At 64.5% G+C, this 25344-nt stretch carries 23 protein-coding genes; 10 read left to right on the top strand and 13 right to left on the bottom strand.

The features are described 5' to 3' along the window. Positions 1-8: 8 nt before the first annotated feature. Positions 9-659, bottom strand: coding sequence for an FMN-binding negative transcriptional regulator (locus tag HL671_RS11550; RefSeq protein WP_172236465.1), 651 nt, complete (start codon positions 657-659; stop codon positions 9-11). A 245-nt stretch (positions 660-904) separates the two neighbouring features. Then, a complete protein-coding gene (locus tag HL671_RS11545; protein WP_012044054.1) occupies positions 905-1435 on the bottom strand; it encodes a DedA family protein in 531 nt (176 codons plus the stop codon). A 268-nt stretch (positions 1436-1703) separates the two neighbouring features. Here HL671_RS11545 and parE point away from each other — a divergent pair, with 268 nt between their 5' ends. The 4 genes from parE to HL671_RS11525 all read left to right on the top strand — a co-directional run bounded on the left by parE (position 1704) and on the right by HL671_RS11525 (position 5994). Then, positions 1704-3767, top strand: a complete 2064-nt coding sequence (gene parE / locus HL671_RS11540; protein ID WP_172236464.1) for a DNA topoisomerase IV subunit B — start codon at positions 1704-1706, stop codon at positions 3765-3767. Between the two features lie 239 nt (positions 3768-4006). Then, positions 4007-4795 (top strand): outer membrane protein, encoded by a 789-nt coding sequence (locus HL671_RS11535; RefSeq protein ID WP_012044052.1) that lies wholly within the window; start codon positions 4007-4009, stop codon positions 4793-4795. 187 nt (positions 4796-4982) lie between these two features. Beyond that, entirely contained in the window at positions 4983-5168 is a 186-nt protein-coding gene (locus HL671_RS11530) for a hypothetical protein (RefSeq protein ID WP_012044051.1), read from the top strand. 58 nt (positions 5169-5226) lie between these two features. Continuing rightward, a complete protein-coding gene (locus HL671_RS11525; protein ID WP_012044050.1) occupies positions 5227-5994 on the top strand; it encodes an SDR family NAD(P)-dependent oxidoreductase in 768 nt (255 codons plus the stop codon). Between the two features lie 9 nt (positions 5995-6003). On the opposite strand, the gene HL671_RS11520 is transcribed toward HL671_RS11525, so the two are convergent. Beyond that, positions 6004-7506, bottom strand: coding sequence for a caspase family protein (locus HL671_RS11520; RefSeq protein ID WP_012044049.1), 1503 nt, complete (start codon positions 7504-7506; stop codon positions 6004-6006). A 502-nt stretch (positions 7507-8008) separates the two neighbouring features. Here HL671_RS11520 and HL671_RS11515 point away from each other — a divergent pair. Both HL671_RS11515 and HL671_RS11510 read left to right on the top strand, forming a co-directional pair. Continuing rightward, a complete protein-coding gene (locus tag HL671_RS11515; RefSeq protein WP_012044048.1) occupies positions 8009-9445 on the top strand; it encodes a DEAD/DEAH box helicase in 1437 nt (478 codons plus the stop codon). A 314-nt stretch (positions 9446-9759) separates the two neighbouring features. Next, on the top strand, positions 9760-10827 hold the full coding sequence (locus HL671_RS11510; protein WP_012044047.1) for a GGDEF domain-containing protein: 1068 nt from the start codon (positions 9760-9762) through the stop codon (positions 10825-10827). Between the two features lie 27 nt (positions 10828-10854). Here the strand turns inward: HL671_RS11510 and HL671_RS11505 are convergent, their stop codons facing one another. The 8 genes from HL671_RS11505 to HL671_RS11470 form a co-directional block, all read right to left on the bottom strand. After that, positions 10855-11403 carry a TfoX/Sxy family protein gene (locus tag HL671_RS11505; RefSeq protein ID WP_172236463.1) on the bottom strand — a complete coding sequence of 183 codons (549 nt, stop codon included), beginning with the start codon at positions 11401-11403 and terminating at the stop codon, positions 10855-10857. Between the two features lie 122 nt (positions 11404-11525). Further along, a complete protein-coding gene (locus tag HL671_RS11500; protein ID WP_012044045.1) occupies positions 11526-11930 on the bottom strand; it encodes a HesB/IscA family protein in 405 nt (134 codons plus the stop codon). 52 nt (positions 11931-11982) lie between these two features. Continuing rightward, complete coding sequence (locus HL671_RS11495) at positions 11983-12354, bottom strand: SUF system Fe-S cluster assembly protein (RefSeq protein WP_012044044.1); 372 nt, start codon at positions 12352-12354, stop codon at positions 11983-11985. Further along, on the bottom strand, positions 12351-13598 hold the full coding sequence (locus HL671_RS11490; RefSeq protein ID WP_172236462.1) for a cysteine desulfurase: 1248 nt from the start codon (positions 13596-13598) through the stop codon (positions 12351-12353). Before HL671_RS11490 ends, HL671_RS11495 begins: the two co-directional genes overlap by 4 nt. After that, positions 13595-14917, bottom strand: coding sequence for a Fe-S cluster assembly protein SufD (sufD, locus tag HL671_RS11485; protein WP_172236461.1), 1323 nt, complete (start codon positions 14915-14917; stop codon positions 13595-13597). The genes HL671_RS11490 and sufD overlap by 4 nt, the downstream gene beginning before the upstream one ends. A 23-nt stretch (positions 14918-14940) precedes the next feature. After that, positions 14941-15693 carry a Fe-S cluster assembly ATPase SufC gene (sufC, locus tag HL671_RS11480; protein WP_172236460.1) on the bottom strand — a complete coding sequence of 251 codons (753 nt, stop codon included), beginning with the start codon at positions 15691-15693 and terminating at the stop codon, positions 14941-14943. 111 nt (positions 15694-15804) lie between these two features. Next, positions 15805-17301 carry a Fe-S cluster assembly protein SufB gene (gene sufB, locus HL671_RS11475; RefSeq protein ID WP_172236459.1) on the bottom strand — a complete coding sequence of 499 codons (1497 nt, stop codon included), beginning with the start codon at positions 17299-17301 and terminating at the stop codon, positions 15805-15807. Positions 17302-17385: 84 nt separating this feature from the next. Continuing rightward, on the bottom strand, positions 17386-18549 hold the full coding sequence (locus HL671_RS11470) for a cysteine desulfurase family protein (protein ID WP_172236458.1): 1164 nt from the start codon (positions 18547-18549) through the stop codon (positions 17386-17388). Positions 18550-18685: 136 nt separating this feature from the next. Here HL671_RS11470 and HL671_RS11465 point away from each other — a divergent pair, with 136 nt between their 5' ends. Next, positions 18686-19570 carry a LytTR family DNA-binding domain-containing protein gene (locus HL671_RS11465; RefSeq protein WP_172236457.1) on the top strand — a complete coding sequence of 295 codons (885 nt, stop codon included), beginning with the start codon at positions 18686-18688 and terminating at the stop codon, positions 19568-19570. Between the two features lie 276 nt (positions 19571-19846). Further along, entirely contained in the window at positions 19847-20494 is a 648-nt protein-coding gene (locus HL671_RS11460) for an alpha/beta hydrolase (protein WP_012044037.1), read from the top strand. 186 nt (positions 20495-20680) lie between these two features. On the opposite strand, the gene HL671_RS11455 is transcribed toward HL671_RS11460, so the two are convergent. Further along, positions 20681-21352, bottom strand: a complete 672-nt coding sequence (locus HL671_RS11455) for a glutathione S-transferase family protein (RefSeq protein ID WP_172236456.1) — start codon at positions 21350-21352, stop codon at positions 20681-20683. Positions 21353-21433: 81 nt separating this feature from the next. Continuing rightward, on the bottom strand, positions 21434-22537 hold the full coding sequence (locus HL671_RS11450) for an anhydro-N-acetylmuramic acid kinase (RefSeq protein ID WP_012044035.1): 1104 nt from the start codon (positions 22535-22537) through the stop codon (positions 21434-21436). 195 nt (positions 22538-22732) lie between these two features. On the opposite strand from HL671_RS11450, the gene tyrS reads away from it, so the two are divergent. After that, a complete protein-coding gene (gene tyrS / locus HL671_RS11445) occupies positions 22733-23986 on the top strand; it encodes a tyrosine--tRNA ligase (protein WP_012044034.1) in 1254 nt (417 codons plus the stop codon). A gap of 56 nt (positions 23987-24042) precedes the next feature. Next, on the top strand, positions 24043-25311 hold the full coding sequence (locus HL671_RS11440) for an MFS transporter (protein WP_012044033.1): 1269 nt from the start codon (positions 24043-24045) through the stop codon (positions 25309-25311). Positions 25312-25344: the final 33 nt, after the last annotated feature.

Here is a 25344-nt window from a genome sequence, read left to right as displayed (position 1 = left end):
ACGCTCCTTCAGGTCTGGGTTTCGCCGGCAAAGGCCTGGGGCCGCGCCTGCCGCATGAGAGACGAAATCTGTTGCGAGCCGATGTCGGGCTGCTCGCCGAGCCTGGTCGCGATCGCCGCGTAGTCCGCCTCGGATTTGTGCTGGTTGAGCTTGAAGCTGCCTTCGACCTGGTCGATCGTCATGACGATGCCGACGATCGCCTTGCGCATCGCCTCGAGGCGTCCCGCCGTCATCTTGTCCGAGGTCCAGGGCTTCTTCGGCAGCAGCCGCTGCTCGAACTTGGCACTGACCTCATCGACCTGCCGCGCGAGCTCGGCCTCCGACAAGATCCGCGCCGTGCCGGTCAGATGCACCGCCTGATAGAGCCAGGTCGGAACCTGGTCGGACGACACGTACCAATCGGCCGAGACATAGGCATCGGCGCCGCTGACGGCGAGCAGCCAGGGCGTCGCGCCGTCGGCAACCTTTGCCAGCGGATTGTTGCGCGCGACATGAAAGAACGCCTGCGGCGTGCCGTCGTTCAACGCGCCCAGATGAAATGGCACCAGAGATGCGATCGGCTTGGAGCCATCCCACGCGCAGACCGTGCCGAAGCCGCGCGCGTCAGCGAAGCCGAGGCTCGCGGCGCGGTCGGGCTTGAAGGGCGGTGGCGTATACATCGGACACTCCTGCTTGACGAAGGAGCCGCCTGATCAATCGCGCTGCAAGGAGAAGGATTGCCGCGGGACTGGATCCGGCGGCAAGGGCTGTGATCTCAAACGCAGATCATCGCCCGTACCGCGGGGGTACGACGGCGCATTTCGGCGATCATGTTGGTCGCTGCGTTGATCATGGGCGCAGGCCTATAAGGCCGGCCGGTTCCTGCGTCAAGATCGCAACTCGCCGGGGACGTCGGATCCCAGCATCAAACCGCGCGCCAGAGCCATTCCATGATGCGGCCGATGATGTCGCCGAACAGCAGCAGCACCGCCGACCACACCAGCGCCGAGACGAAATTGGCAATCTGGAACATCATATAGGGCATCTCGAAGATGCCCGCGGCCAGCGGCACCGAGGCACGCAACGGCCCGAAGAACCGGCCGATGAAGATGCCCGGCACGCCCCAGTCGCGCACGAAGGCTTCCCCGCGCGGCAACAATTCGGGGTAGCGCGACAGCGGCCACATCTGGGCGACGCGGTCCTTGTAGCGATAGCCGAACCAATACGAGACCCAATCGCCGAGCGCGGCACCAATCCCTCCGGCCAGCCACACCGGCCAAAAGCTGATCCCGGTGGCGCCGATCAGGGCACCGATGGCCACCAGGGCACCCCAGGCTGGAATCAGCAGGGATATGAAAGCCAGCGACTCGCCAAAGGCGAGCAGCAGGACCACCGGTGCAGCCCAAGCCTGATGATCGCGCACGAAATCGGCAACCGCGCGACCAAAATCTTCCATCTGCTCGATGCCTTCCCGTGCTGATCGCTAAGTCTTTGATGGCTTTCGCGGTTCCCCTTGGTCGACTGGTACGCCACGGAGCCCGCCGACTTCAAGTCACAACAATCGGCTGTCGCGCGTGAACAGCGCGGTTTCCGCCGTCAATTGCGACAGCGGCCGCGCCGCGGCGGCAGGCGCGCGGTTTCCTGGGTCATTGTTTTATGCCGGTCCATGGCATAGTCAGGCTCAACGATTCGTTCCATCTTGCGCAAGCGCAACATCAAATTCCATGGGTAAGCCATTGAAATCAGCTGCAAAAGCCAAGGCCAAGGGCGTCGTCGACCCGCTGGCGGCGTTCGCCGCCAAGGGTAAGGCCCAGGCCAAGCCAGCCGCCCGCGCGGCAGGTTCCGAGGGCGAGTACACCGCGCGCGACATCGAGGTCCTGGAGGGCCTGGAGCCGGTGCGGCGGCGCCCGGGCATGTATATCGGCGGCACCGACGAGAAGGCGCTGCACCACCTGTTCGCCGAGGTCATCGACAATTCGATGGACGAGGCGCTGGCGGGTCACGCCACCTTCATCGAGGTCGAACTCGACGCCCAGGGCTTCCTCACGGTGACCGACAATGGCCGCGGCATCCCGGTCGATCCGCATCCGAAATTCCCGAAGAAGTCGGCGCTCGAAATCATCATGTGCACGCTGCACGCCGGCGGCAAGTTCGACTCCAAGGTCTACGAGACCTCGGGCGGCCTGCACGGCGTCGGCATCTCCGTGGTGAACGCACTCTCGACCCGGCTCGAGGTCGAGGTCGCGCGCAACCAGAAGCTCTACCGGATGATTTTCGAGCGCGGCCATCCCAAGGGCAAGCTCGAGGAGATCGGCAAGGTCGCCAACCGACGTGGCACCAAGGTCCGCTTCCAGCCCGACCCGACCATCTTCGGTGCCAAGGCGACGTTCAAGCCGCAACGCCTGTTCAAGATGGCCCGCTCCAAAGCCTATCTGTTCGGCGGTGTCGAGATCCGCTGGAAGTGCGATCCGTCGCTGTTGAAGGGCATCGAGGACGTCCAGCCCGAGGCGACCTTCCACTTCCCCGGCGGCCTGAAGGATTATCTGGCGGCGGCGATCCATGCCGACACGTTGGTCCATCCCGACATCTTCGCCGGCAAGTCAGGCCGCACCGGTGGCCATGGCGGCTGCGAATGGGCGGTGGCCTGGACCGCCGACGCCGACGGCTTCCTCTCGTCCTACTGCAACACCATCCCGACCCCCGACGGCGGCACGCACGAATCCGGCATCCGCAGCGCCCTGCTCCGCGGCCTGAAGGACCACGCCGAGCGCGTCGGCCAGGGCAAGCGCTCGGCCAACATCACCTCCGAGGACATCATGGCGGGTGCCGCCATCATGCTCTCGGTGTTCGTGCGCGAGCCGGAATTCCAGGGCCAGACCAAGGATCGCCTGGCGACGGCCGAGGCACAGCGCATCGTCGAGCAGGCGGTCAAGGATCCGTTCGATCACTGGCTGTCCGGCAATCCGGTGCAGGCCAATCGCCTGCTCGATTTCGTCATTGAGCGCGCAGAGGAGCGGATCCGCCGCCGCCAGGAAAAGGAGACAGCGCGCAAGACCGCGACCAAGAAGCTGCGCCTTCCCGGCAAGCTTGCCGACTGCACCGACGCCGGCACCGAGGGCTCCGAGCTGTTCATCGTCGAGGGCGATTCGGCCGGCGGCAGCGCCAAACAGGCGCGCGACCGCAAGAAGCAGGCGGTGCTGCCCCTGCGCGGCAAGATCCTCAACGTCGCCTCGGCCGGCAAGGACAAGCTCACCGCCAACGCCCAGCTCGCCGACCTCGTGATGGCCATCGGCGCCGGCACCGGCACGTCGTATCGCGAAGAGGATCTGCGTTACCAGCGTATCATCATCATGACCGACGCCGACGTCGACGGCGCCCACATCGCCTCTCTGTTGATCACCTTCTTCTACCGGCAGATGCCGCGGCTGATCGACGAGGGCCATCTCTATCTGGCAGTGCCGCCGCTTTACCGCCTGACCCACAACAGCAAGACCTTCTATGCCCGCGACGAGGCCCACCGGGACGAGATCCTGAAGCGCGAGTTCAACGCCAACGCCAAGGTCGACATCGGCCGCTTCAAAGGCCTGGGCGAAATGATGCCGGCGCAGCTGAAGGAGACCACGATGGATCCGGCCAAGCGGACCCTGTTGCGCGTCGTGCTGCTGGCCGACGATCGCGACGGCACCGCCGACTCGGTCGAGCGGTTGATGGGGACCAAAGCGGAGGCACGCTTCGCTTTTATTTCGGAAAAGGCGGAATTCGCCAGCGACGAGCTGCTCGACGTCTAGTTTTTGGCCGATTCTCCCGCGTTGATTGCAGGTTCCGCGCATTCGCGTGGGCCTGCTTTTACCTTTTTAAATCAGGCTCCTACCGGAACAACTGTCGTTCCGCACCGCACTTTCCCCTCTGGTGTGCTCAGCCGGCAACAGCATTTGGGCGCCATTCGGCTATAGTTCAGGCAGAAACGGCGAAGGAATCGCCGCTGCCAAATTGGTCTAGGCGACACGTCGATCTTGGGGAATTGAACATGAAGAAGCTTTTGCTCGCTGTGACCGCTATGGCGGCAATGACCGGTACCGCATCCGCCGCCGATTTGGCCGCCCGTCCCTATACCAAAGCTCCGATCGCTGCACCGCTCGCGCCGAGCTGGACCGGCTTCTACATTTTCGGCGGCGGCGGTGGCGGCCTCTGGAATGCGGACACGACGATCAACAGCACGGCCACTGGTGCGGCGCTGATCGGTCTCAACCAGAAGCAGGGCGGCGAAGGCTGGTTCGGCACGGTGGGTGCCGGTTACGACTGGCAAGTCAACCCGACCTGGGTGATTGGTGCATTCGCTGATGGCCAGTTTGGCAGCATCAAGGGCACTATCCAGGACCAGGGGGCGTTGATCGCTGGCAACATCAAGAACGACTACTCGTGGGCCGTCGGCGGACGCGTCGGTTATCTTGTCGCCCCGAACGTTCTCTCTTACGTCAATGCCGGCTACTCCAGCTCGCACTGGAAGGGCACGACGCTGTTGAGCACCGTCACGGGCGGTGCGTCGGGCCTTCACACCGATGGTTTCGATCGCAGCGGCTGGTTCATTGGCGGCGGCGTCGAGAACAACCTGAACATCTTCGGCATCTCGGCGCCGGGCTGGTTCATGAAGACCGAATATCGCTCGGCCTTCTACGACCGCAAGAACATCTCCGAGCGTGTCGACACAACGAACGCCCTTTTCGGTCGCGACATCACCTTCAAGCCGTGGGTGCAGACCATCAGCACCTCGCTGGTCTACCGCTTCAACTGGACCGGCCCGGCCGTCAAATACTGAGCCGCCTGGGTTCGGTATCTTCTTTACTGCGAAAAGCCCCGGTCAATCCGGGGCTTTTTGTTTTGTGCCCGAAAGCGGCTGGTCATCCGCCGCCTTGGCCGCTAGCTTCCTCGTCACAAATCTTCACAAAAATGACCGCAGCGGCGTCTTCGATGCTGTGAAGCGCGTCGATGAAGGAGGAACGGCCATGCGGAGAGTGTTGCTGATCGGCGGCTTGCTCCTGCTCGCCATCGGCCTGTTCTGGATCGGTCAGGGCACTGGCGTGGTGGCTTGGCCGCGGACGAGCTTCATGATCAACCAGCTGCAATGGGCCGGCTATGGTGTCGGCATGGGCGCGCTCGGCTTGGTGATGATCTGGCAAGGCACCTGCTGAACAAGGCACCTGCTGAAATACGCACCTGCTGAATCGGAATAGCCGGAAAGGATGCAGAATGACTGGACGATTCGATCTTCGCGGCAAGGTCGCGATCGTGACGGGGGGCAATGGTGGCATCGGCCTGGGCATGGCTCGCGGCCTGGCTGATTCCGGCGCCGATATCGCCGTGGTCGGCCGTAACGCGGCCAAGTCGAAGACCGCTGTCGCCGATCTCGCCGGCCGCGGCGTGCGTGCCATCGCCGTTACCGCCGATGTCAGCAACCAGTACGATGTGGCCGCCATGGTCGCGCAGGTCTCGCGCGAGCTCGGCCGCATCGACATCCTGATCAACAATGCCGGCATGAGCATCCGCAAGCCGCCCCATCTGCTGGAGCTCGAGGAGTGGCGCGAGGTGATCGACACCAATCTCACCAGCGCGTTTCTGTGTTCAAAGGCCGCCTACCCCGCGCTCAAGGCGAATGGCGGCGGCAAGATCATTAACATCGGCTCGATGCTGTCGATCTTCGGCGCCAGCTTTGCGCCGGCCTATGCCGCCAGCAAGGGCGGCATCGTGCAGTACACGCGCGCCTGTGCCTGCGCCTGGGCGCCTGACAACATCCAGGTCAATGCGATCCTGCCGGGCTGGATCGACACCGACCTCACCCGTGCCGCGCGCCAGCAGATCGACGGCCTGCATGACCGCGTGCTGGCGCGGACCCCCGCCGGCCGCTGGGGCGATATCGACGACTTTGCCGGCATCGCCACCTTCCTGAGCTCACCGGCGTCGGACTTCGTCACCGGCACAGCCATTCCAGTCGATGGCGGCTATTCGATCTCGGCCTGACGCGGCACCTCAGCGCCGGAAGCTCTTGATCTCCGAAACGCTGCCGTCGCGATAGGTGAGCTCGACCGAAACGAATTTCGTCGCGGGCGGCAGCTTCAGATAGGGCGTGGCATTCGAGGGAATCGCGATCGGGTCCTTCATGTCGCAACCCGGCATGCTCAACACCTTGTCGGGCACGGCGCTGTCGATGCCGATGCGCACCTCGCGGATGGCGCACCGATACGACATCAGGTGGGTGTAGTAGACGAGCAGGCCGTTGAACTCGCGGAACGACAGCCAGCTGGTCGCCGTCATGTCGAGGATCTTGCGCTGGTCACGCACCAGCGCCGCTTCCGGCTCGAAGCGGATCGGAAACGGCCCCTGCATCTCGCCACCCGCGTCAACATAGCGGACCTCGATCGTGCCGGCCGGCGCATCGGCGGGAAGCTGGATCGAGGGATTGGGCATGCGCTTGCGCGTGCGCGGATCCAGCACGTCCATGAAGCCGGTCTCGCGGAATTCCCCGGCTTCGCCCATGCGCCAGGAAATGCCGAGCGTCGGATCGGCGATCGAGAAGGTGACGGTCCAACCGCCATTGTGGCGCGAGAACATCGCGATCGGCGCGTTCAACGACTCGTTGGGCGGAGGAATGCGCGGGGCCGACACGGGCGGCAAGGCCGCGAGCTTCTGCTGCGGCTCGGCCGGCTTGTTGTCCGCTGCGGCCGATCCCTTGGCCATGCCGTTCAGGAAAACGTCGTCGACCATCTGGTCGAAATAGACCGGAATCTGCTTGTGCCGCACGGTCTCGGCCAGCTCGCTGACCACGCGGCGCGTGCGCTGCGCGACCTGAACGAGATTGACGCCGGGCTGCGTCAGCTCCTTGGCAAAGGTGCGTGTGAACACCGAGTTCGGATTGGCATCGTCGTTCGAGAGCCGGTCGAGCGCGGTCTGCCGGGGTCCTGCGGAGAACACCGAGAACACGCCCTCCGGCAACTGCGTCATCGGCGCCAACCCGCCGCCGCCGGCGACCGCGCGCGTGCCAGCGCGCTCGAACGGATTGTTGCGGCAGGCATCGAACACCAGGATCGACGTGCGCGCCTTCTTGTTCTGCAATCGCTCGATGATGCGGTCCGCCATGATCGAAGCATCGCGCACCAATTCCTCCTGCCCCTCTGTCGCCGCGGGCACGTCAGTGGGCAGCAGGAAGTTCTGTCCGGCAATCTCGAAGCCATGACCGGCATAGAAGAAGAACGCAGTGTCGCCCGCCTCGACAGCACTGTCGAAGGCCAGCAGCGCCTGGCTGAACTGCTGCCGATTGAGATTTTCCGCAACCATCACGTTGAAGCCGAGCTGCTTCAACGTATCGCCCATCGTGCGCGCGTCGTTCACGGCCTTCTGCAGCTTGGGAACAAATTTGTAGTCGTTGTTGCCGACGACCAGGGCGACGCGCTTCTCGGCCTGGGCGGCCGGCGCCAGAAGCAGGCTCAGCACGACCAGTCCGCAGGCCCACCACGTCCGCATCGATCTCATCATCAGTCCCTGCTCTGTTGTCCCGCCGTGACGTCGCCGACCACGTCCCGCTCTGCGATAGTCGGCCACCTCACGTCGCCGGTTCATGAGCGTCGATGCGCCCGCCCGCTGCTGCCGCCGGGTCAACGACAGGCCACAATTCCGACGACAATTCGACCGTCGGCCCTGCAGATGACTGCGGCGGTATTCGGAGAGCCCGAACTATGACGACTGGGCGGCGGTTTGCCTGCAAATAATGCAAAAACATTAAGGTTTTTCGGGACTTCTCTGGCCACCTCCATTGACTTTGGGCGATTTGACCCTATTTTCTCACTATCGCGGCTTGGAAACGCTACTCGATTCCACCAAGCACTGGCCGCGGGTCAGCGTCAGTCAGAGAGCCCCCAGCTTCGTTAGAGCATGCCGTTTCGGGGTTGAACGCGACCACAGCCTTTTACCCCTCGATTCCTAACGGCGGCGTCGAATAGAGGCCCCGTCGCCTATTGGCGCGTGACACAGAGGCTCGATGTCCTTTTCCAATCTCGGCTTGTCCGACAAGGTGCTGGCTGCAGTTGCAGCCACCGGTTACACCACTCCTACTCCTATTCAGGAACAGGCGATTCCTCACGTGCTGGCCCGTCGCGATGTGCTCGGCATCGCCCAGACCGGCACCGGCAAGACCGCAGCTTTCGTGCTGCCGATGCTCACCATTCTTGAAAAGGGCCGCGCCCGCGCACGAATGCCGCGCACCCTGATCCTGGAGCCGACCCGCGAGCTGGCCGCCCAGGTCAAGGAGAACTTCGATCGCTACGGTGCCGGCCAGAAACTCAACGTCGCATTGCTGATCGGCGGAGTCTCCTTCGGCGACCAGGACACCAAGCTCACCCGGGGCGTCGACGTCCTGATCGCGACGCCCGGCCGTCTGCTCGATCATACCGAGCGCGGCGGATTGCTGCTCACCGGCGTCGAGCTCCTCGTGATCGACGAAGCCGACCGCATGCTCGACATGGGTTTCATTCCCGACATCGAGCGAATTTGTAAGCTGGTGCCGTTTACGCGGCAGACCCTCTTTTTCACCGCGACCATGCCGCCGGAGATCCGGCGCGTCACCGAAACATTCCTGCACAATCCGCAGAAGGTCGAGGTGTCCCGGCCCGCCACGACCGCTGTGACGGTTACACAGCTCCAGGTGCCCGGTGGCCGCGAAGCGCATCAGAAGCGCGAAGTGCTGCGCAAGCTGCTGCGCGAGGCAAAGGACCTGAAGAACGCGATCATTTTCTGCAACCGCAAGCGTGACGTCGCCATTCTTCACAAGTCGCTGCAGAAGCACGGCTTCAGCGTCTGCGCGCTGCACGGCGACATGGACCAGTCTGCCCGCATGGCCGCGCTCGATCAGTTCCGCAAGGGCGAGCTACCGCTGCTGGTCGCCTCGGACGTGGCCGCACGCGGTCTCGACATCCCCGAAGTCAGCCACGTCTTCAATTTCGACGTGCCGCATCATTCCGACGACTATGTTCACCGGATCGGACGCACCGGCCGTGCGGGCCGCACTGGCACCGCAATCTCCATCGTGAGCCCGGCTGATCAGAAATCGATAACCGCAATCGAGAAGCTGATCGGTCAAAGCATTCCGAAGGCGGAAGGCGACTACGAGGTGGCCGCGTCAGCCGACGAGGACTCCCATGAACGGCGGCCGCGCGACGGTGCCCGCCGGAGCCGCGGCAAGGCACCTCGCGAGCGCGAGCCGCGCGAGATCCGCGAGACACGTCCGTCCGCTGCCGCGCCGCGGCCTGCGCAAGCGGCGACGCCGCGGCCCGCGCCGAGCCCCCGCAACGACCCTGCCCGGACCGAGCAGCCGCGCCACGAACCCCGGCGGCCGCGACGTGATCACGACAACGAGCCGGCCGATCACTCGCATCTCCCGGCCTTTCTGCTCCGCCCTGTACGCGCGCCGCTCCCCTAAGCGAGGTCCAAACTCACGTGTTGCGGCGGAACCTCGATCAACAAGTTCCGCCCATCATCAAGCGCGCCGACGGCGATCGTGCGTCCCGTTCACGCGACGTCAGTTCCGCCGCTCACGACGCGTCAGCCTGACCACCGGCTTATGCAGTACAACGAGCATATGAGATGACGAGCGTCCTGTAAGGGTAACTTGACGCTTATCCGGAACTCTACGGCCGTATTTACCCCTGGTTCACACACGTCCTTTAGCTTGTCCGGCATTGTTTATTCATTGCTGTGGCGACGGCGACGCGGGCGATTTGGGGAGAACCTGTTGTGGTCAATGCGCTTGACGAACACGAACGAACGATAGGCTTTGGCGAATTTGCGCTTGGCCAGATCAGAGCTCTGCGTCACTCGGCCAATCCTCGCAACTACGAGATTTGGTACGTCTATGCGACGGGCTATAACACGCAGCTGAACGAGATTCTCAACGAGACGATCGCGCGCAACGGCGAGCTTTCTCAAGCCGAACTCGACCAGCTCTACGAATCCTATCTGACGCACCTGAAGACGTCTGATCGCATCGACAAGGTCGGTGCGCGCGTCGTCGGCGAGATCGATGACTTGGTCGGCACGATCTCCGACGCTCTCGGCCGCACCGCCAGCTACGATGCGAGCCTTGCCGGCGCTGACCAGAAGCTTGCATCGGCGACGAGCCGTGAGCAGCTTGTCGACATCATCGAGGCTCTCGCGCACTCGACGAAGCAGATGCGGGAGACCAACCGGATGCTCGAGCAGCGTCTCACGCTGTCCAAGGACGAGATCAGCGGACTTCAGCAGAGCCTCGAGGCGATCCGTGCCGAGAGCCTGACCGATCCGCTCACCGGACTTGGCAATCGCAAATATTTCGATCGCATGATCGAGATGGCCGTTGAGGGTGGGCTGACGTCGAATCAGCCGCTCTCGCTGCTGATGTTCGACATCGATCACTTCAAATCATTCAACGATTCCTTCGGTCACCTGACCGGCGACCAGGTGCTGCGCCTCGTCGGGATGTCGCTGAAGAATGCGATCAAGGGACAGGATATTGCGGCGCGCTATGGCGGCGAGGAGTTCGCAGTGGTGCTGCCGAACACGCCGCTCCGACAGGCGCTGACCGTCGCCGACCAGATCCGCCGCGCGGTCACCGCGCGGGAGCTCAAGAAGAAGTCGACCGGGGAAATTCTCGGACGGGTCACGATCTCCGTAGGCGTTTCCATGCTCAGGCCCGGCGACGACACGGATGCGCTGATCGAGCGCGCGGATGCCTGCCTCTATGCCGCCAAGCGCAGCGGACGCAATCGCGTGATCTGCGAGAGCGATCCGGAATTCGCCGCGGCCACGCGCGGCCAAGTGGCCTGACGAATGCCCAGCACACGGGCGTCCATGTCAGCGCCGCGTCGATGACGTTTTGGGCCGTCTTGCACCTGTTGCGGTCTTGCGGGCCCGCTCGGAGGCAGGCGGCTGCGCTTTCTTTGCGGTCTTCTTGACCGTCTTCGGTGCCGCGAGAGGCTTGCTGTTCGTCACCGGTGTCTTGGCATTTGCGCGCCTGGCCGCACCCGTTGCCGTGGCCTTATCACGCCCAATCCGGGATGCCGCGCGCGTCTTGCTGCGCTTGCGCAGGGCCGCAGTTTGCGCCGCGACGAATGCCTCCCGGGCCCACAGCGTGAACTCATCGGCGTCATCGAACAGATGCGCCGGCACCTGCCAATAAGAGCGCACGGTCATCGTCCGCGCCCGCGTCTCGTAAGAGAACGGCTGGGACCCGGCGGCCTCGAACTTGGCGAAACTCGCTTCATCGGCGCGCAAATAAAGCCCGCTGCGCAACGCCAGCGCAAAGTTGATGCCGTCAGCGGAGATGCCGAAGCCGGAGAACATCCGGCGGATCGTGACCGGCCCGAAGCCGGCGAACAGCTCAGCGAGATAATCGCGATCCATCGCAGCGCCCTCCTGCCGAGACGATTCAGAAACGCTCGACGCGTTTGTCGTCCCGCTCAAGGCAGGCTGTCAATGTCGCGAACACGACAGGCGTTGTGAAAACGCCGGCGGAAAGCCGACGATCAGACCTCGGCAGGCTTCAGCTGCACCGACTCGCCGCAACCGCAGGCGCTGATCTGGTTGGGGTTGTTGAAGACGAACTGGGCCTGCATCCTGTCGGCCTGATAATCCATCTCGGTGCCGAGCAGGAACAGCACGGCCTTGGGATCGACCATGATCTTGACGCCCTTGTCCTCCACCACCTCGTCCGTCGGGCGGATGTCGTGAGCATATTCGACCGTGTAGGACTGGCCGGCGCAGCCGCCGTTCTTCACGCCGACCCGCAGGCCAATGATCTCCGACTCGGCCCGCTGCATCAGCTCGCGGATGCGCGTGGCAGCGGCGTCGGTCAAACGCATGACCTGCGGACGGGGCCGCGGCTTGGGCTTGCTGACGATGGGCGCTGGCGTATTGTTCATATCGGTCATCTGGTCAATCCCGGCGGTCAATCAATCCCGCCCACCATTCAAACTTCGTGCCTCACCACATATTGAGGACGAGACGCGCCTCGTCACTCATGCGGTCCGGCGTCCATTGCGGCTCCCACACGATATTGACGTTGACGACACCCACCCCCGGAACGCTGGCGATCGCGTTCTCCACCATGGTCGGCAGTTCGCCGGCCGCCGGACAGTTCGGGGTGGTCAAGGTCATCACCACATCGACGCTGCGGTCATCCTTGATGTCGACCTTGTAGATCAGGCCGAGCTCATAGATGTCCGCCGGAATTTCCGGATCGAACACCGTCTTGAGGGCCGCGATGATCTCGCTGGACAGCCGCTCGGTCTCCTCGGGCGGCAGCGCCGAATGGGTTTCGACGGACTGAGCTTTGACGTCTACCGTGTCGGTCATGCGAACAAATCCCGCGCCTTGATCAGAGCCTGTGCCAGCTGATCGACCTCTTCTCTCGTATTGTACATGCCAAACGAGGCTCGGCAGGTCGCAGTGACGTTGAATCTCTCCAAAAGCGGCATGACGCAATGCGTGCCCGCGCGCACCGCGACGCCCTGCCGGTCGATCACGGTCGCGATATCGTGGGCATGCGCGCCCTTCATCTCGAACGAGATCACCGGCCCCTTGCCTTTGGCCGTACCGATGATCCGCAACGCGTTGATCTCGCGCAGCCGCTCTTGCGCATAGGTCAGCAGGTCGTGCTCGTGAGCGGCAATGCGATCCTTGCCGACGGAATTCACGTAGTCGATCGCAGCACCCAGTCCGACCGCCTCGACGATCATCGGCGTGCCCGCCTCGAACCTATGCGGCGGATCGCCATAGGTGACCCAGTCGCGCGCGACCTCGCGGATCATCTCGCCGCCGCCATTGAAGGGACGCATCGCGGCGAGGCGATCATACTTGCCGTAGAGCACGCCGATCCCGGTCGGCCCATAGAGCTTGTGGCCGGTGAAGACGTAGAAATCACAGTCGATGTCCTGGACATCGATGGCAAGATGCACCGCTGCCTGGCTACCATCGATCAGCACAGGAATGCCGCGCGCATGCGCAATGCGCACGACCTCCTTCACCGGCACGAGCGTGCCGAGCATATTCGACATCTGCGTGATCGCGACCAGCTTGGTCTTGGCGGTCAGCAGCTTTTCGAACTCGTCGATCAGGAAATTGCCTTCATCGTCGACCGGCGCCCACTTGATCACCGCACCCTGGCGCTCGCGCAAGAAATGCCACGGCACGATGTTGGAATGGTGCTCCATGATCGAGAGCACGATCTCATCGCCCTCGCCGATATTCGGCCCGCCCCACGATGACGCCACGAGGTTGATCGCCTCGGTCGCGTTGCGGGTGAAGATGATCTCCTCGCTGCGCCTTGCATTGAGGAAGCGCGTCACCCGCTCGCGGCCGCCTTCATAGGCTTCGGTCGCGGCATTGGCGAGATAATGCAGGCCGCGATGCACGTTGGCGTATTCGCTGGTGTAGGCCTGCGTCATGCGGTCGAGCACCGCGCGCGGCTTCTGCGCCGAGGCGGCGTTGTCGAGATAGACGAGCGGCTTGCCATAGACCTGCAGCGCAAGTGCCGGGAAATCCTCGCGGATGCGGGCGACGTCATAGGTCCCGTTGGCGACTGCCGGATGCGTGCTCATGCGCGGGCCTCCAGCCAATCCTGGGCGGCGGCGATGACGCGTTCGCGCAAGTCGTCGTCCTCGATCGCCTCGATCGCCTCGCCGACGAAGGCCTGGATCAGCAGCGCCTGCGCCTGCTTTTCCGGCAGGCCGCGCGCCTGCAGATAGAACAGCAGGCTGTCGTCGAGCGCGCCGGCCGTGGCGCCATGGCCGCAGGAGACGTCGTCGGCGAAGATCTCGAGCTCCGGCTTGCTGTCGGCCTCGGCCTCGTCGGACAGCAGCAGCGCCCGCGTCATCATCTTGCCGTCGGTCTGCTGCGCGTCCTGGCGCACGATGATGCGCCCCTGGAACACCGAGTGCGCGCGATCGTCGAGCACCCCGCGGAAATTCTCGCGGCTGGTGCAGCCGGGCACCGCGTGGTCGACGACCAAGGTCATGTCGCCATGCTGCTTGTCACGCAGCAGGTTGACGCCGTTGACGATCAGCTCGCTGGCTTCGCCGGCGAGCGTGATGAAGGCCTGCAGCCGGCTGACCGCGCCGCCGCTGGTCATGTTGAACAGGCTGAGCTTCGATTTCGCGCCGACCGTGAACAGTTCGGACGAGACGTTCACGGCATCGGTTGCGTCCCGCATCAGCCGCACATGCGACAGCGCGGCCTCGTCGCCGACCCAGATCACCGCGGCATCATTGGCCTGATAGGCGGCAGCGCCCTCGGCGGCGATCGAATTCTCGACCAGCGCAGCGCGGGCGCCCTGCCCTATCAGCACATGAGAGCGGCTGGAGCGCGCCACCTTGGAGGCGGTGGCGACGTGAATGAGCTGCAGCGGCGACGACAGCTGCACGCCGTCCGCCACCGTGACCACGACGCCATCGGTCGCGAGCGCCGCGTTGAGCGACAGCATCGGATCGCTGGCCTTGGTCAGCAGCAGGTCGCCGCGGGACTCGTTGGACTGCTCGTCCAGCACGGCGCGCAGCGTGCGCACGGACACTCCGGACGGCAACGCCGCGAGATCGGACAGCTCGAGCGCAACCACACCATCGACCAGCACGATCTTGGTCGCCCCGTCGATCGCGACCGACGCGATCGCGGCCTTGGCGCGCGCCAACGCAGCCGCGTCGGGCGTACCGGCGAGCGGCAGCACCTCACGCACGAGGGCGCGCAAATCGGTGTACTTCCACTCCTCGATGCGCCGGTGCGGCAGGCCCGTGCGCTCGAAGGCAGCAAAGGCCTCGCGCCGGATATCCGCCACCTTGCCGGCGCCGGGCAGCCGGCCTTGCGCGGCAGCAAACACGCTGCTTGCCGCCGGACCGCTGTCGTTCTTGACCAAAGCTACGTTCATCACAGATCCATTCACGACAGCGATCAGGCCGCGTCTTCGAACTGGGCGTAACCGGACGCCTCCAGCTCGAGCGCGAGCTCCTTGCCGCCACTCTTCACGACGCGGCCCTTCGACATCACATGAACGACGTCGGGCACGATGTAGTTCAGCAGCCGCTGATAATGGGTGATCACGATCATCGAGCGCTCCGGCGAACGCAGCGCGTTGACGCCGTCGGCCGCGATCCGCAGCGCGTCGATGTCGAGGCCGGAATCCATCTCGTCGAGGATGCACAGCGAGGGCTGGAACAGCGCCATCTGCAGCACCTCGTTGCGCTTCTTCTCGCCGCCGGAGAAGCCGACATTGACGCCGCGCTTCAGCATGTCCTGCGGGATGTTGAGCTGCTTGGAGATCTCGCGCACCTTCTTGAGGAAGTCCGGCGTCGAATATTCCTCCTCGCCACGCGCCTTGCGCTGCGCGTTGAGCGCGGTGCGTAGGAAGGTCATGGTGGCGACGCCGGGGATCTCGACGGGATATTGGAACGCCAGGAACACGCCCTTGGCGGCGCGCTCGTCCGGCGCCATGGCGAGCAGATCCTCGCCCTTGAACAGGATCTCACCGCCGGTGACCTCGTAGCCCGGCTTGCCGGCGATGACGTGGGACAGCGTCGACTTGCCGGAGCCGTTCGGCCCCATGATCGCATGCACCTTGCCGGCGTCGATCGCCAGCGTCAGCCCGTGGAGAATCTCGCGCTCCTCGACGCGGACCTGCAGATTCTTGATTTCGAGTAGTGCCATTATCTCTTTCCGCTCAGCGCTTGCCCTGGAGCAACCGATCGACCGGGTCCGAGGGCGGATGATGTTTGATGTCAGCACGCGCAGGCCGCGCGACGGGCCCGCTCCGTGGCCTTAGCCAACCGAACCTTCGAGGCTGATCGAAATCAGCTTCTGCGCCTCGACCGCGAACTCCATCGGCAGTTGCTGAAGCACATCCTTGACGAAGCCGTTGACGACGAGCCCGACCGCTTCCTCTTGGCTCAGGCCACGCTGGATGCAGTAGAACAGCACGTCCTCGGAGATCTTGGACGTCGTCGCCTCATGCTCGAAGGTGGCCGAGGAATTCTTGGCCTCGATATAGGGCACGGTGTGCGCGCCGCAGCGGTCGCCGATCAGAAGCGAATCGCAGGCGGTGAAGTTGCGCGCGCCGGTCGCCTTGCGATGCGCCGTCACCAGGCCGCGATAGGTGTTCTGCGAACGGCCCGCCGCGATGCCCTTGGAGATGATCCGGCTCGACGTGTTCTTGCCGAGATGGATCATCTTGGTACCCGAGTCGACCTGCTGATAGCCGTTCGAGATCGCGATCGAGTAGAACTCGCCACGCGAATTGTCGCCGCGCAGGATGCAGCTCGGATATTTCCAGGTGATCGCCGATCCGGTCTCGACCTGGGTCCAGGAGATCTTCGAATTGTTGCCGCGGCAGTCACCACGCTTGGTGACGAAATTGTAGATGCCGCCGACACCTTCCGAATTGCCCGGGTACCAGTTCTGCACCGTCGAATACTTGATCTCGGCATCATCATGCGCGACCAGCTCGACGACAGCCGCGTGCAGCTGGTTCTCGTCGCGTTGCGGCGCCGTGCAGCCTTCGAGATAGGACACATAGGCGCCCTTGTCGGCGATGATCAGCGTGCGCTCGAACTGGCCGGTGTTGCGCTCGTTGATGCGGAAATAGGTCGACAGCTCCATCGGGCAGCGCACGCCCGGCGGCACGTAGACGAACGAGCCGTCGGAGAACACCGCCGAGTTCAACGTCGCATAGAAATTGTCGGAGGTCGGCACCACGCTGCCGAGATATTTCTGCACCAGCTCGGGATGCTCGCGGATGGCCTCGGAAATCGGCATGAAGATCACGCCGGCCTTCTTCAGCTCCTCCTTGAACGTCGTCGCCACCGACACCGAATCGAACACAGCGTCGACCGCGATCTTGCGCGTCTCGGGGCTGCCGGCACCGGGCTTCGGCTCGACGCCCTCGAGGATCGCAACCTCGCGCAAGGGGATACCGAGCTTCTCATAGGTCTTCAGGATCTCCGGATCGATCTCGTCGATCGAGGAGAGCTGCTTCTTCGGCTTCGGCGCCGAATAATAATAGAGATCCTGGAAATCGATCTTCGGATAGTCGACGCGCGCCCAGGTCGGCTCGGTCATGGTCAGCCAGCGGCGATAGGCCTCCAGGCGCCATTCGAACATCCAGGCGGGCTCGTTCTTCTTGCCCGAGATGTAGCGGATCGTGTCTTCGGAAAGCCCCTTGGGAGCCTTCTCGGATTCGATGACCGTCTCGAACCCATAGCGATATTGGTCAACGTCGATCCGCCTGACGCGGTCGACCGTCTCTTGTACGGCTGGCATTCCATCCTCCGCTCGCGGTTTCAAGGACCGCGGTGGACACGTTCTGGAACCGTCTTACGACGTTTCACGGACGAAATCACGCCCTTAGAATCGCTCAAGCACGGTTTCGTCGCTTCTCTTAAGTAGGGTCAACGACAGCTTTCGCCAAGCCTGCAGGCAGCGATCGACGTCCGCCTCTGTGGTGGACCAGCCCAGACTGAGGCGCACCGCTCCCTGGGCGACCGCGGGACCGACGCCCATGGCTTCGAGCACATGGGATGGCTGCACTTTGCCGGACGAACAGGCCGAGCCGGAGGACACCGCAATACCTTCCAGATCGAACCCGATCACTGCGGTCTCCGCCTTCATCCGGTCGGCAGTGAACAGCGTCGTGTTTGGCAGCCTCGGAACGCCACACGAGAATACCGTCACCTCCGCGACCTGCCGAAGGCCCGCTTCCAGCCGGTCGCGCAATTCCCCGAGCCGCGCCTGATCGCTCTCCAGCCCAGCCAGGGCCGCACCGGCAGCCGCGCCAAATCCCGCGATTCCCAGCACATTCTCGGTTCCCGCGCGACGGCCTCGCTCCTGGCCGCCGCCGCGCAGCACGGGGATCGGCTCCTCGACGCCACTCCCCAGCACCAGCGCGCCGACCCCCTTGGGGCCGCCGATCTTATGTGCAGAAAGCGACACAAGATCTGCGCCCATCTGGTTGATATCCAGCGGGATCTTTCCAAAAGCCTGGATCGCATCGACGTGCAGGACCCCACCAGCCCGCCGCACGAGCTCAGCGACCTCCGAAACCGGTTGAAGCACCCCAGTCTCGTTGTTGGCGGCCATCACGGAAACCAGCGCCGGCGGCCCGCCGGCCAGTAGCAGGTCCAGGCGGCCCAGATCGACCACGCCGGACGGGTCGACCGGGATGCTCTGGATCTTCGCGGGATCAAAACGGCCGCCAGCCAGGACCGACGCATGCTCGACAGCCGAAACCAGCAGGCGTTCGATCCGGCCGGCCGGCGCCTTGAGCCCTGGGCTCAGGGCCAGAACATTGGCCTCGGTGCCGCCGGACGTGAACACGACGCGGCGGGCCATGGCGCCGAGGCCGCGGGCGATGACCTCGCGCGCATCCTCTACCAGCCGCCGGGCTTTGCGGCCCTCAGCATGAACCGAGGAGGGATTGCCGAGATGATCGATGGCCGCGATCATCGCCGCGCGTGCTTCCGGGCGCAGCGGCGTCGTCGCATTCCAATCGAGGTACACCCTGTCAGCCATGGATCACTTCATATCAACTGGTGTCGTCAACGGCCACTGCAGCTCCGGCGACGACCCGCGACCGGTCGTCTGCGGCTGCCGCCGGGGCGAGACAATGGTAATGTCCGCTACGAGATGAGATGGCGAGTGCGGTCCCATGAACAAGCTCAGCAGTTTGATCCTGCGTCCGAACGATCGGACGTTCTATATGACGGCAGCCGTGCTTTCGGTCGGTGTCGGCCTCGTCAACGCCTTCTCATTGGCCCAGGACGCGGCCAGGCGGGGCACGCCCTACGATCTCGGAACGCCGCTGCTCGGCGAAATGACCAGCATCCTGGTCATCATCCTGTTGGCGCCATTGCTGGTCGCGACCGTCCGATCGATCCGCCCGGCGCCCTTTGCACCCCATAGCGCCGCACGCGCTGCATTGGCCATCGTCGCGTTCTCTGCGCTCCACATCATCGGCATGGTGGCACTGCGCAAGCTCCTGATGTGGGCCGCTGGCGTCAGCTATGACTTTCACCTCTCATGGCCCACAGTCATGTACGAGTTCCGCAAGGACATCATGACTGCGCTGCTGATCGGCACGACGCTCTGGCTCTATGACGGCTATCGCGACGGCGCCGCGCGCCAGGCCCCCCGCAACACGCCGGCTCCCGCGACCCTGTGGCTGCGCGACGGCGCCAGCCGCGTCCGAATTTCGCCGGCGGACATCCTGTGGGTCGCCTCGGCAGGCAATTACGTCGAATACGCCATGGCGGACGGCAGGCAGCACCTTATTCGCGGCACTCTCACCGCCGCCGAGAGCGAGCTTGCCCGGTTCGAACTGGTGCGGATCCACCGCGGCCGGCTGGTCAACATGGCCCGGGTAACCGCGCTTTCCTCTCTTCCCTCCGGAGACTTCACCCTAACGTTTGACACCGGGCAGACGGTCCAGGGCAGCCGACGCTATCGCAGCGCCGTTGCGCTTTCGGAGCAGACGCCAGCGACGGCGCCGGAAGCCGCCGGCAGGGAAAAAGAAAACTCCAGCGTTTTCAATTAACTGCCTGGAGCGCCTGCGGGGGCCAAGCGGCCACCGGAGGCCGCGCGCAGCAATCCGTCGCCGCAATCCACGCTCGGGGCCGCCATGGCCGGGCGTTGAAAAGCCTTGCTTTTTGCCCTGCGCTCCATGTTAGAAGGCCAACTTCCAGTCACGCATGCGCCGTCCTGTTCAAGTGAGCGGACGGTGCTCGATCACCACTTTTCCTGCTGATATCGTCGGCGAGGCGCCAGATGAAGCACGGACGGAGTCGGTCGATGCTCTGCCAAGGATTCTCTGATGCCTGAAGTCATCTTCAACGGTCCGGCCGGCCGCCTCGAAGGCCGTTACCATCCGGCGAAGCAGAAGAACGCGCCGATCGCGATGATCCTGCATCCGCATCCGCAGTTCCACGGCACGATGAACCACCAGATCGTGTATCAGTGCTACTACGCCTTCGCGCATCGCGGCTTTTCGGTGCTGCGCTTCAATTTCCGCGGCGTCGGCCGCAGCCAGGGCTCGTTCGACCATGGCACCGGCGAATTGTCCGATGCGGCGTCGGCGCTCGATTGGGCGCAGACCATCAACCCCGAAGCCCGTGCCTGCTGGGTCGCCGGTTTCTCCTTCGGCGCCTGGATCGGCATGCAGCTCCTGATGCGCCGTCCCGAGGTCGAGGGCTTCATTTCGATCGCCCCGCCCGCCAACCTCTACGACTTCTCCTTCCTGGCGCCCTGTCCGTCCTCGGGCCTGATCGTCCATGGCGAGAAGGACGCGGTCGTCCCGCCGAAGGACGTCAACACGCTGGTGGAGAAGCTCAAGACTCAAAAGGGCATCGTCATCGACCAGCAGATCATCCCCGGCGCCAACCACTTCTTCGACGGCAAGCTCGAGCCGCTGATGGAGACGATCACGGCTTATCTGGACATGCGCCTCGCCAACGTCCGCTGATGTCGCTGACGTCGGCGATCCTTCGGACGGACGCGCCTTGAAGCACTGCTGTCATCACCCGCGAGCGGGTGATCCAGTACGCCGCGACCTCTCGGCTGATCGTCGGCGCCTCGGACTACTGGATCGCCCGGTCAAGCCGGGCGATGACAGCGTGGGTGGCGTAAGCACCTGAGACGAGCGGCGCGGCTACGCCGCCTGCTTCAACAAATACGCATCGTGCCGCGCCAGAAACGCGCGGAGCAGCTCCGGATAGTCGGCGCCGACCGCCGTCTGCACACTCGGCCGCTGCGCGAGCTGATCGCGCCACGCTCGGACCTTCGGCGTAGCGGCAAAAATGCCGAGATCGCCGTAGGCATCGAACACATCGAAATAGCGGAAGACCGGCGCGAACACGGCGTCCACCAGGCTGAACTGCGCGCCGGCAAAATATGGCCCCTCGCCCAGCGCCGCTTCGACGCGGGCGAACTTCGCGGCCAGCGCGTCGCGCTTGGCCGCGAACGTCGCGGCGTCCTGCGTCGTCTCCAGGCCCCAGAGGTCGCCGAGGATCGCCGAGCCGAACTCCATCCAGGCGCGATGCTGGGCGCGGGTCAGCGGATCCGCCGGATGCAGCCGCGCGCCAGCCTGCGTCTCCTCAATATACTCGCAGATGACGTTGCTCTCGAATAGCGCCACCTCGCTTTCGGCTGAGCGCACCACCAGCACCGGCACCTTGCCGAGCGGCGAGAGCTTCAGGAACCAGTCCGGCTTGTTGGCGAGATCGATGTCGATCCGCTCGAACGCGACGCCCTTCTCCTTGAGCGCGATGACGGCGCGTTGCACATAGGGGCAGAGCTTGTGGCTGATCAGCTTCAGCGTCATGACATCCTCGGCAGTTCAATGCAGATGCATTAAACTAGATGCAGGTGCATCAAGCTGTCAAGGTTCATGCAACTGCATGAATCACGGACGCGCGATCACGCCGCCGGTCATCGGAAATGGCACGCCGGTCGTGGTCGGATAGCTCAGCGGCAGCCCCTTCATGCCGCGGACCGCCAGGAACCCGAACGCCTGGGCCTCGATCGCATCGGCCGACCAGCCGAGCGCGTCCGCCGATTCGACGCTCGCCGGCGCGAGCCGCGCCCGCAGCATCCGCATCATGGTATGGTTGCGGGCCCCCCCGCCACAGACAATCCAGCTCGCCGGCGGCTTCGGCAACAACGGAACGACGCGCGCGATGGCGGCAACCGTGAACGCCGTCAAGGTCGCCGCGCCGTCGGCCGGAATGGCCTGATCCAGCTTCAGCGCAGCGAAGTCGTTGCGGTCGAGCGATTTCGGCGGCGGCAGGGCAAAGAACGGGAGTTGCAGCGCCTGGGCGATCCAGGCTTCGTCCGGCCGCCCCTGCTCAGCCAGCCGACCATCCTGATCGAACGGTTGCCCGGTCGTCCGGGAGACGAAATCGTCGAGCAGCGCATTGCCCGGACCGGTATCGCAGGCGATCAGCACATCCTCGCCGTCGATATAAGTGATGTTGGCGACGCCGCCGATATTGACGACCGCGATCGGCCCGTCGCGTGACAGCGACTGGGTCAGCGCGCGATGATAGACCGGCACAAGCGGGGCACCTTGGCCGCCGAAATCGACGTCGGCGGCGCGGAAGTCGTGCATCACAGGCATGTGGACGGCCTTGGCCAGCGCCGCGGCGTCGCCGATCTGCACGGTCAGGCGCCGTTCCGGCCGGTGCAGCACGGTCTGCCCATGGAAGCCCACGATGTCGACGTCTTCGGGCATCAGCCGGTGCTGCGCCAGGAACGCCGCAATCGCCTCTGCATGCGCCAGCGTCACCGCCTGCTCGGCCTCCCGCACTCGCCCTGGCCGCTCCTCGCGCCGCTCGATCTGCACCGCATCTGCAAGCGCCTGGCGCAGCAGGCTGCGCTCGGCGGCGCTGTAGGGCCGGTAGCCGGAGGGACCCAGGCTCTTGATCTGCCGCCCATCCGTCTGGATCAAGGCCACGTCCACCCCGTCCAGCGAGGTGCCACTCATGAGGCCAAGTGCGGTCAGAATCATTGCAGTCGAACCTGAAAACCCTGCCCTGATTGCCAAGTGCGGCCGATTTGAGGTCCCACCGGAGCCGTGCACATGCTTGTACAAGCCCGGCGCATCTTATAATGCCACATCGCCCGGACCCCTGCCATCTGCCCTTCCGTGCCGGAGCCGCGACAAGCGGTCAACACCGTAAACAAATACTCAGAGTTGCCGAGAATGACTGGCTTCAAGTCCGACTTCCTGAACGTGCTGCAGAGCCGCGGCTTCATCCATCAGTGCTCCGATTTCGAGGGCCTGGATGCGCTCGCCGCCAAGGGCCAGGCGACTGCCTATGTCGGCTATGACTGCACCGCACGCTCGCTGCATATCGGCAACTTCCTGACCATGATGATGCTGTACTGGCTGCAGCAGACCGGGAACAAGCCGATCACCCTGATGGGCGGCGGCACCACCATGGTCGGCGACCCCTCCGGCAAGGACGAGACCCGCGCCATGCGCACGGTCGAGGAGATCGAGGCCAACAAGGCCTCGATCCGTGGCGTGTTCGCCAAGGTGCTGGCTTACGGCGACGGCGCCACCGACGCCATCATGCTCGACAATGCCGAATGGCTGACCAAGCTGAACTGGATCGAGATGCTGCGCGACATCGGCCGGCACTTCTCGGTCAACCGCATGCTGACCATGGACTCGGTCCGGCTCAGGCTCGAGCGCGAGCAGGAGATGAGCTTCATCGAGTTCAACTACATGGTCTGCCAGGCCTACGACTTCGTGGAGCTGTCGCGGCGCACCGGCTGCCGGCTGCAGATGGGCGGCTCGGACCAGTGGGGCAACATCGTCAACGGCGTCGAGCTCGGCCGCCGCATGGGCACCGAGCAGCTGTTCGCGCTGACCACGCCGCTGCTGACCACCGCCTCCGGCGCCAAGATGGGCAAGACCGCGCAAGGCGCGATCTGGCTGAATGCCGATCAGTGCAGCCCGTATGATTTCTGGCAGTACTGGCGCAACACCGAGGACGCCGACGTCGTCAAGTTCCTCAAGCTGTTCACCACCCTGCCGCTGTCCGAGATCGAGAAGCTCGGCGCGCTCCAGGGCGCCGAGATCAACGAGGCCAAGAAGGCGCTAGCGGATGCGGCCACCACTTTGCTGCATGGCGAAGAGGCCGCGCGCACCGCAGCCGAGACCGCGCGCCGCACCTTCGAGGAAGGCGCGATCGCTGAGAACCTGCCGACGGTGGAAGTTGCCCAGGCCGAGCTCGACGCCGGTCTCGGCGTGCTCAATGCCTTCGTCAAAGCAGGACTCGTGGCATCGAACGGCGAAGCCCGGCGGCAGATCAAGGGCGGCGGGCTGCGCGTCAACGACGTCGCCGTCACCGACGAGAAGATGGCGCTGACGGCGAAGGAACTGACCGCTGAAGGCGTGATCAAGCTGTCGCTCGGCAAGAAGCGCCATGTGCTGGTCAAGCCTGCATAGGGGCATTCGTTTTTGACTGCTTGTCAGGGAACGTCGAAACGCGCTCCCTGACAGCCATGACGATCAGCGCGCCGCAAGAGCCTGCGCAAGCCGAGGAAACCCCGCCTGCTCCGCCGCCTGCGAAGGCGGCACGGACGGCCTTGGTCGTGCTCGGCCTCTGCTTTGCGCTGTCCGTGCTCGGCCGGGGGCTCGGCGAAAGCTTCACCGTCTTTCTCAAGCCGATTTCCGACAGCTTCGGCTGGGACCGTGCCGAGGTGGTGTCGATCTATTCGCTGACGGCGCTGGCCGGCGGTCTCGCCGCCCCGCTGATCGGCCGGCTGTTCGACCATTCGGGGCCACGCGCGGTCTATGCGCTCGGGCTGCTGCTGCTCGGAACGGCGTTCACGGCGGCCGCGCATGCCCAGGCGCTGTGGCAGTTCCAGCTCAGCATCGGCCTGTGCGTCGGCAGCGGCATCGCGCTGATCGGCAACGTCCCGAACTCCATCCTGCTCGGACGCTGGTTCGGCAAGAAGCTGCCGACCGCCATGGCGGTGATCTACTCGGCCACCGGCGCCGGCGTGCTGCTGCTGCTGCCGGGCTCGCAGCTCTTGATCGATGCCATCGGCTGGCGCAGCGCCTATCAGTTGTTTGGCATCACGGCATTCGTCCTGCTGCTGCCGCTGGCCCTTCTGCCCTGGCGGCTGTTTGCGGCCGGCGCCCCCCACGTCACCAAACCGATCGCCGCAGACTTCACCGACGATGCCTGGACCTTGTCGCGCGCGCTGCGCCATCACGCCTTCTGGGCGCTGTTTGCGACCTTCTTCTTCACCGCGATCGGCATGTATGCGATCGCCCCGCAGGTCGTCGCCTATCTGATCGATGCCGGATTCGCGCCGCTGCAGGCGGCCACCGCCTGGGGCTTCTCCGGCGTCGTGCTGCTGTTCGGCATGCTCGGCGTCTCCGCGCTCGACGGGCTGATCGGCCGGCGTCCGTCAGTGCTGTTCTCTTATGCGGTCTCGATCGCCGGCATCCTGATGCTGTGGGCGCTGCAGGTCTGGCCCAACATCCTTCTGCTCACCGGCTTCGTCGTCTGCTTCGGCAGCATGATCGGCTCGCGCGGACCGCTGTTGTCGGCGACGGCGATGAAGATCTTCCGCGGCAAGCGGCTCGGCACGATCTACGGCACCATCACGATCGGCAGCGGGCTCGGCTCGGCGTTGGGATCATGGAGCGGCGGCGTCATCCACGATCTCACGCATGGCTACGACGCGGTCATCCTGCTGGCGCTCGTCAGCGTCATCATCGGCATGATCCCGTTCCTGGTCGTGCCGGCGCTGCGGAGCTGAGCAAGCCGCGCGCGTCGCGACCTGCTGCGCTCG

Source organism: Bradyrhizobium denitrificans (genome assembly GCF_013179005.1).
In the GTDB taxonomy this organism is placed as follows: Bacteria; Pseudomonadota; Alphaproteobacteria; order Rhizobiales; family Xanthobacteraceae; genus Bradyrhizobium; species Bradyrhizobium denitrificans.
This window is presented reverse-complemented; position numbering and strand designations above follow the sequence as displayed.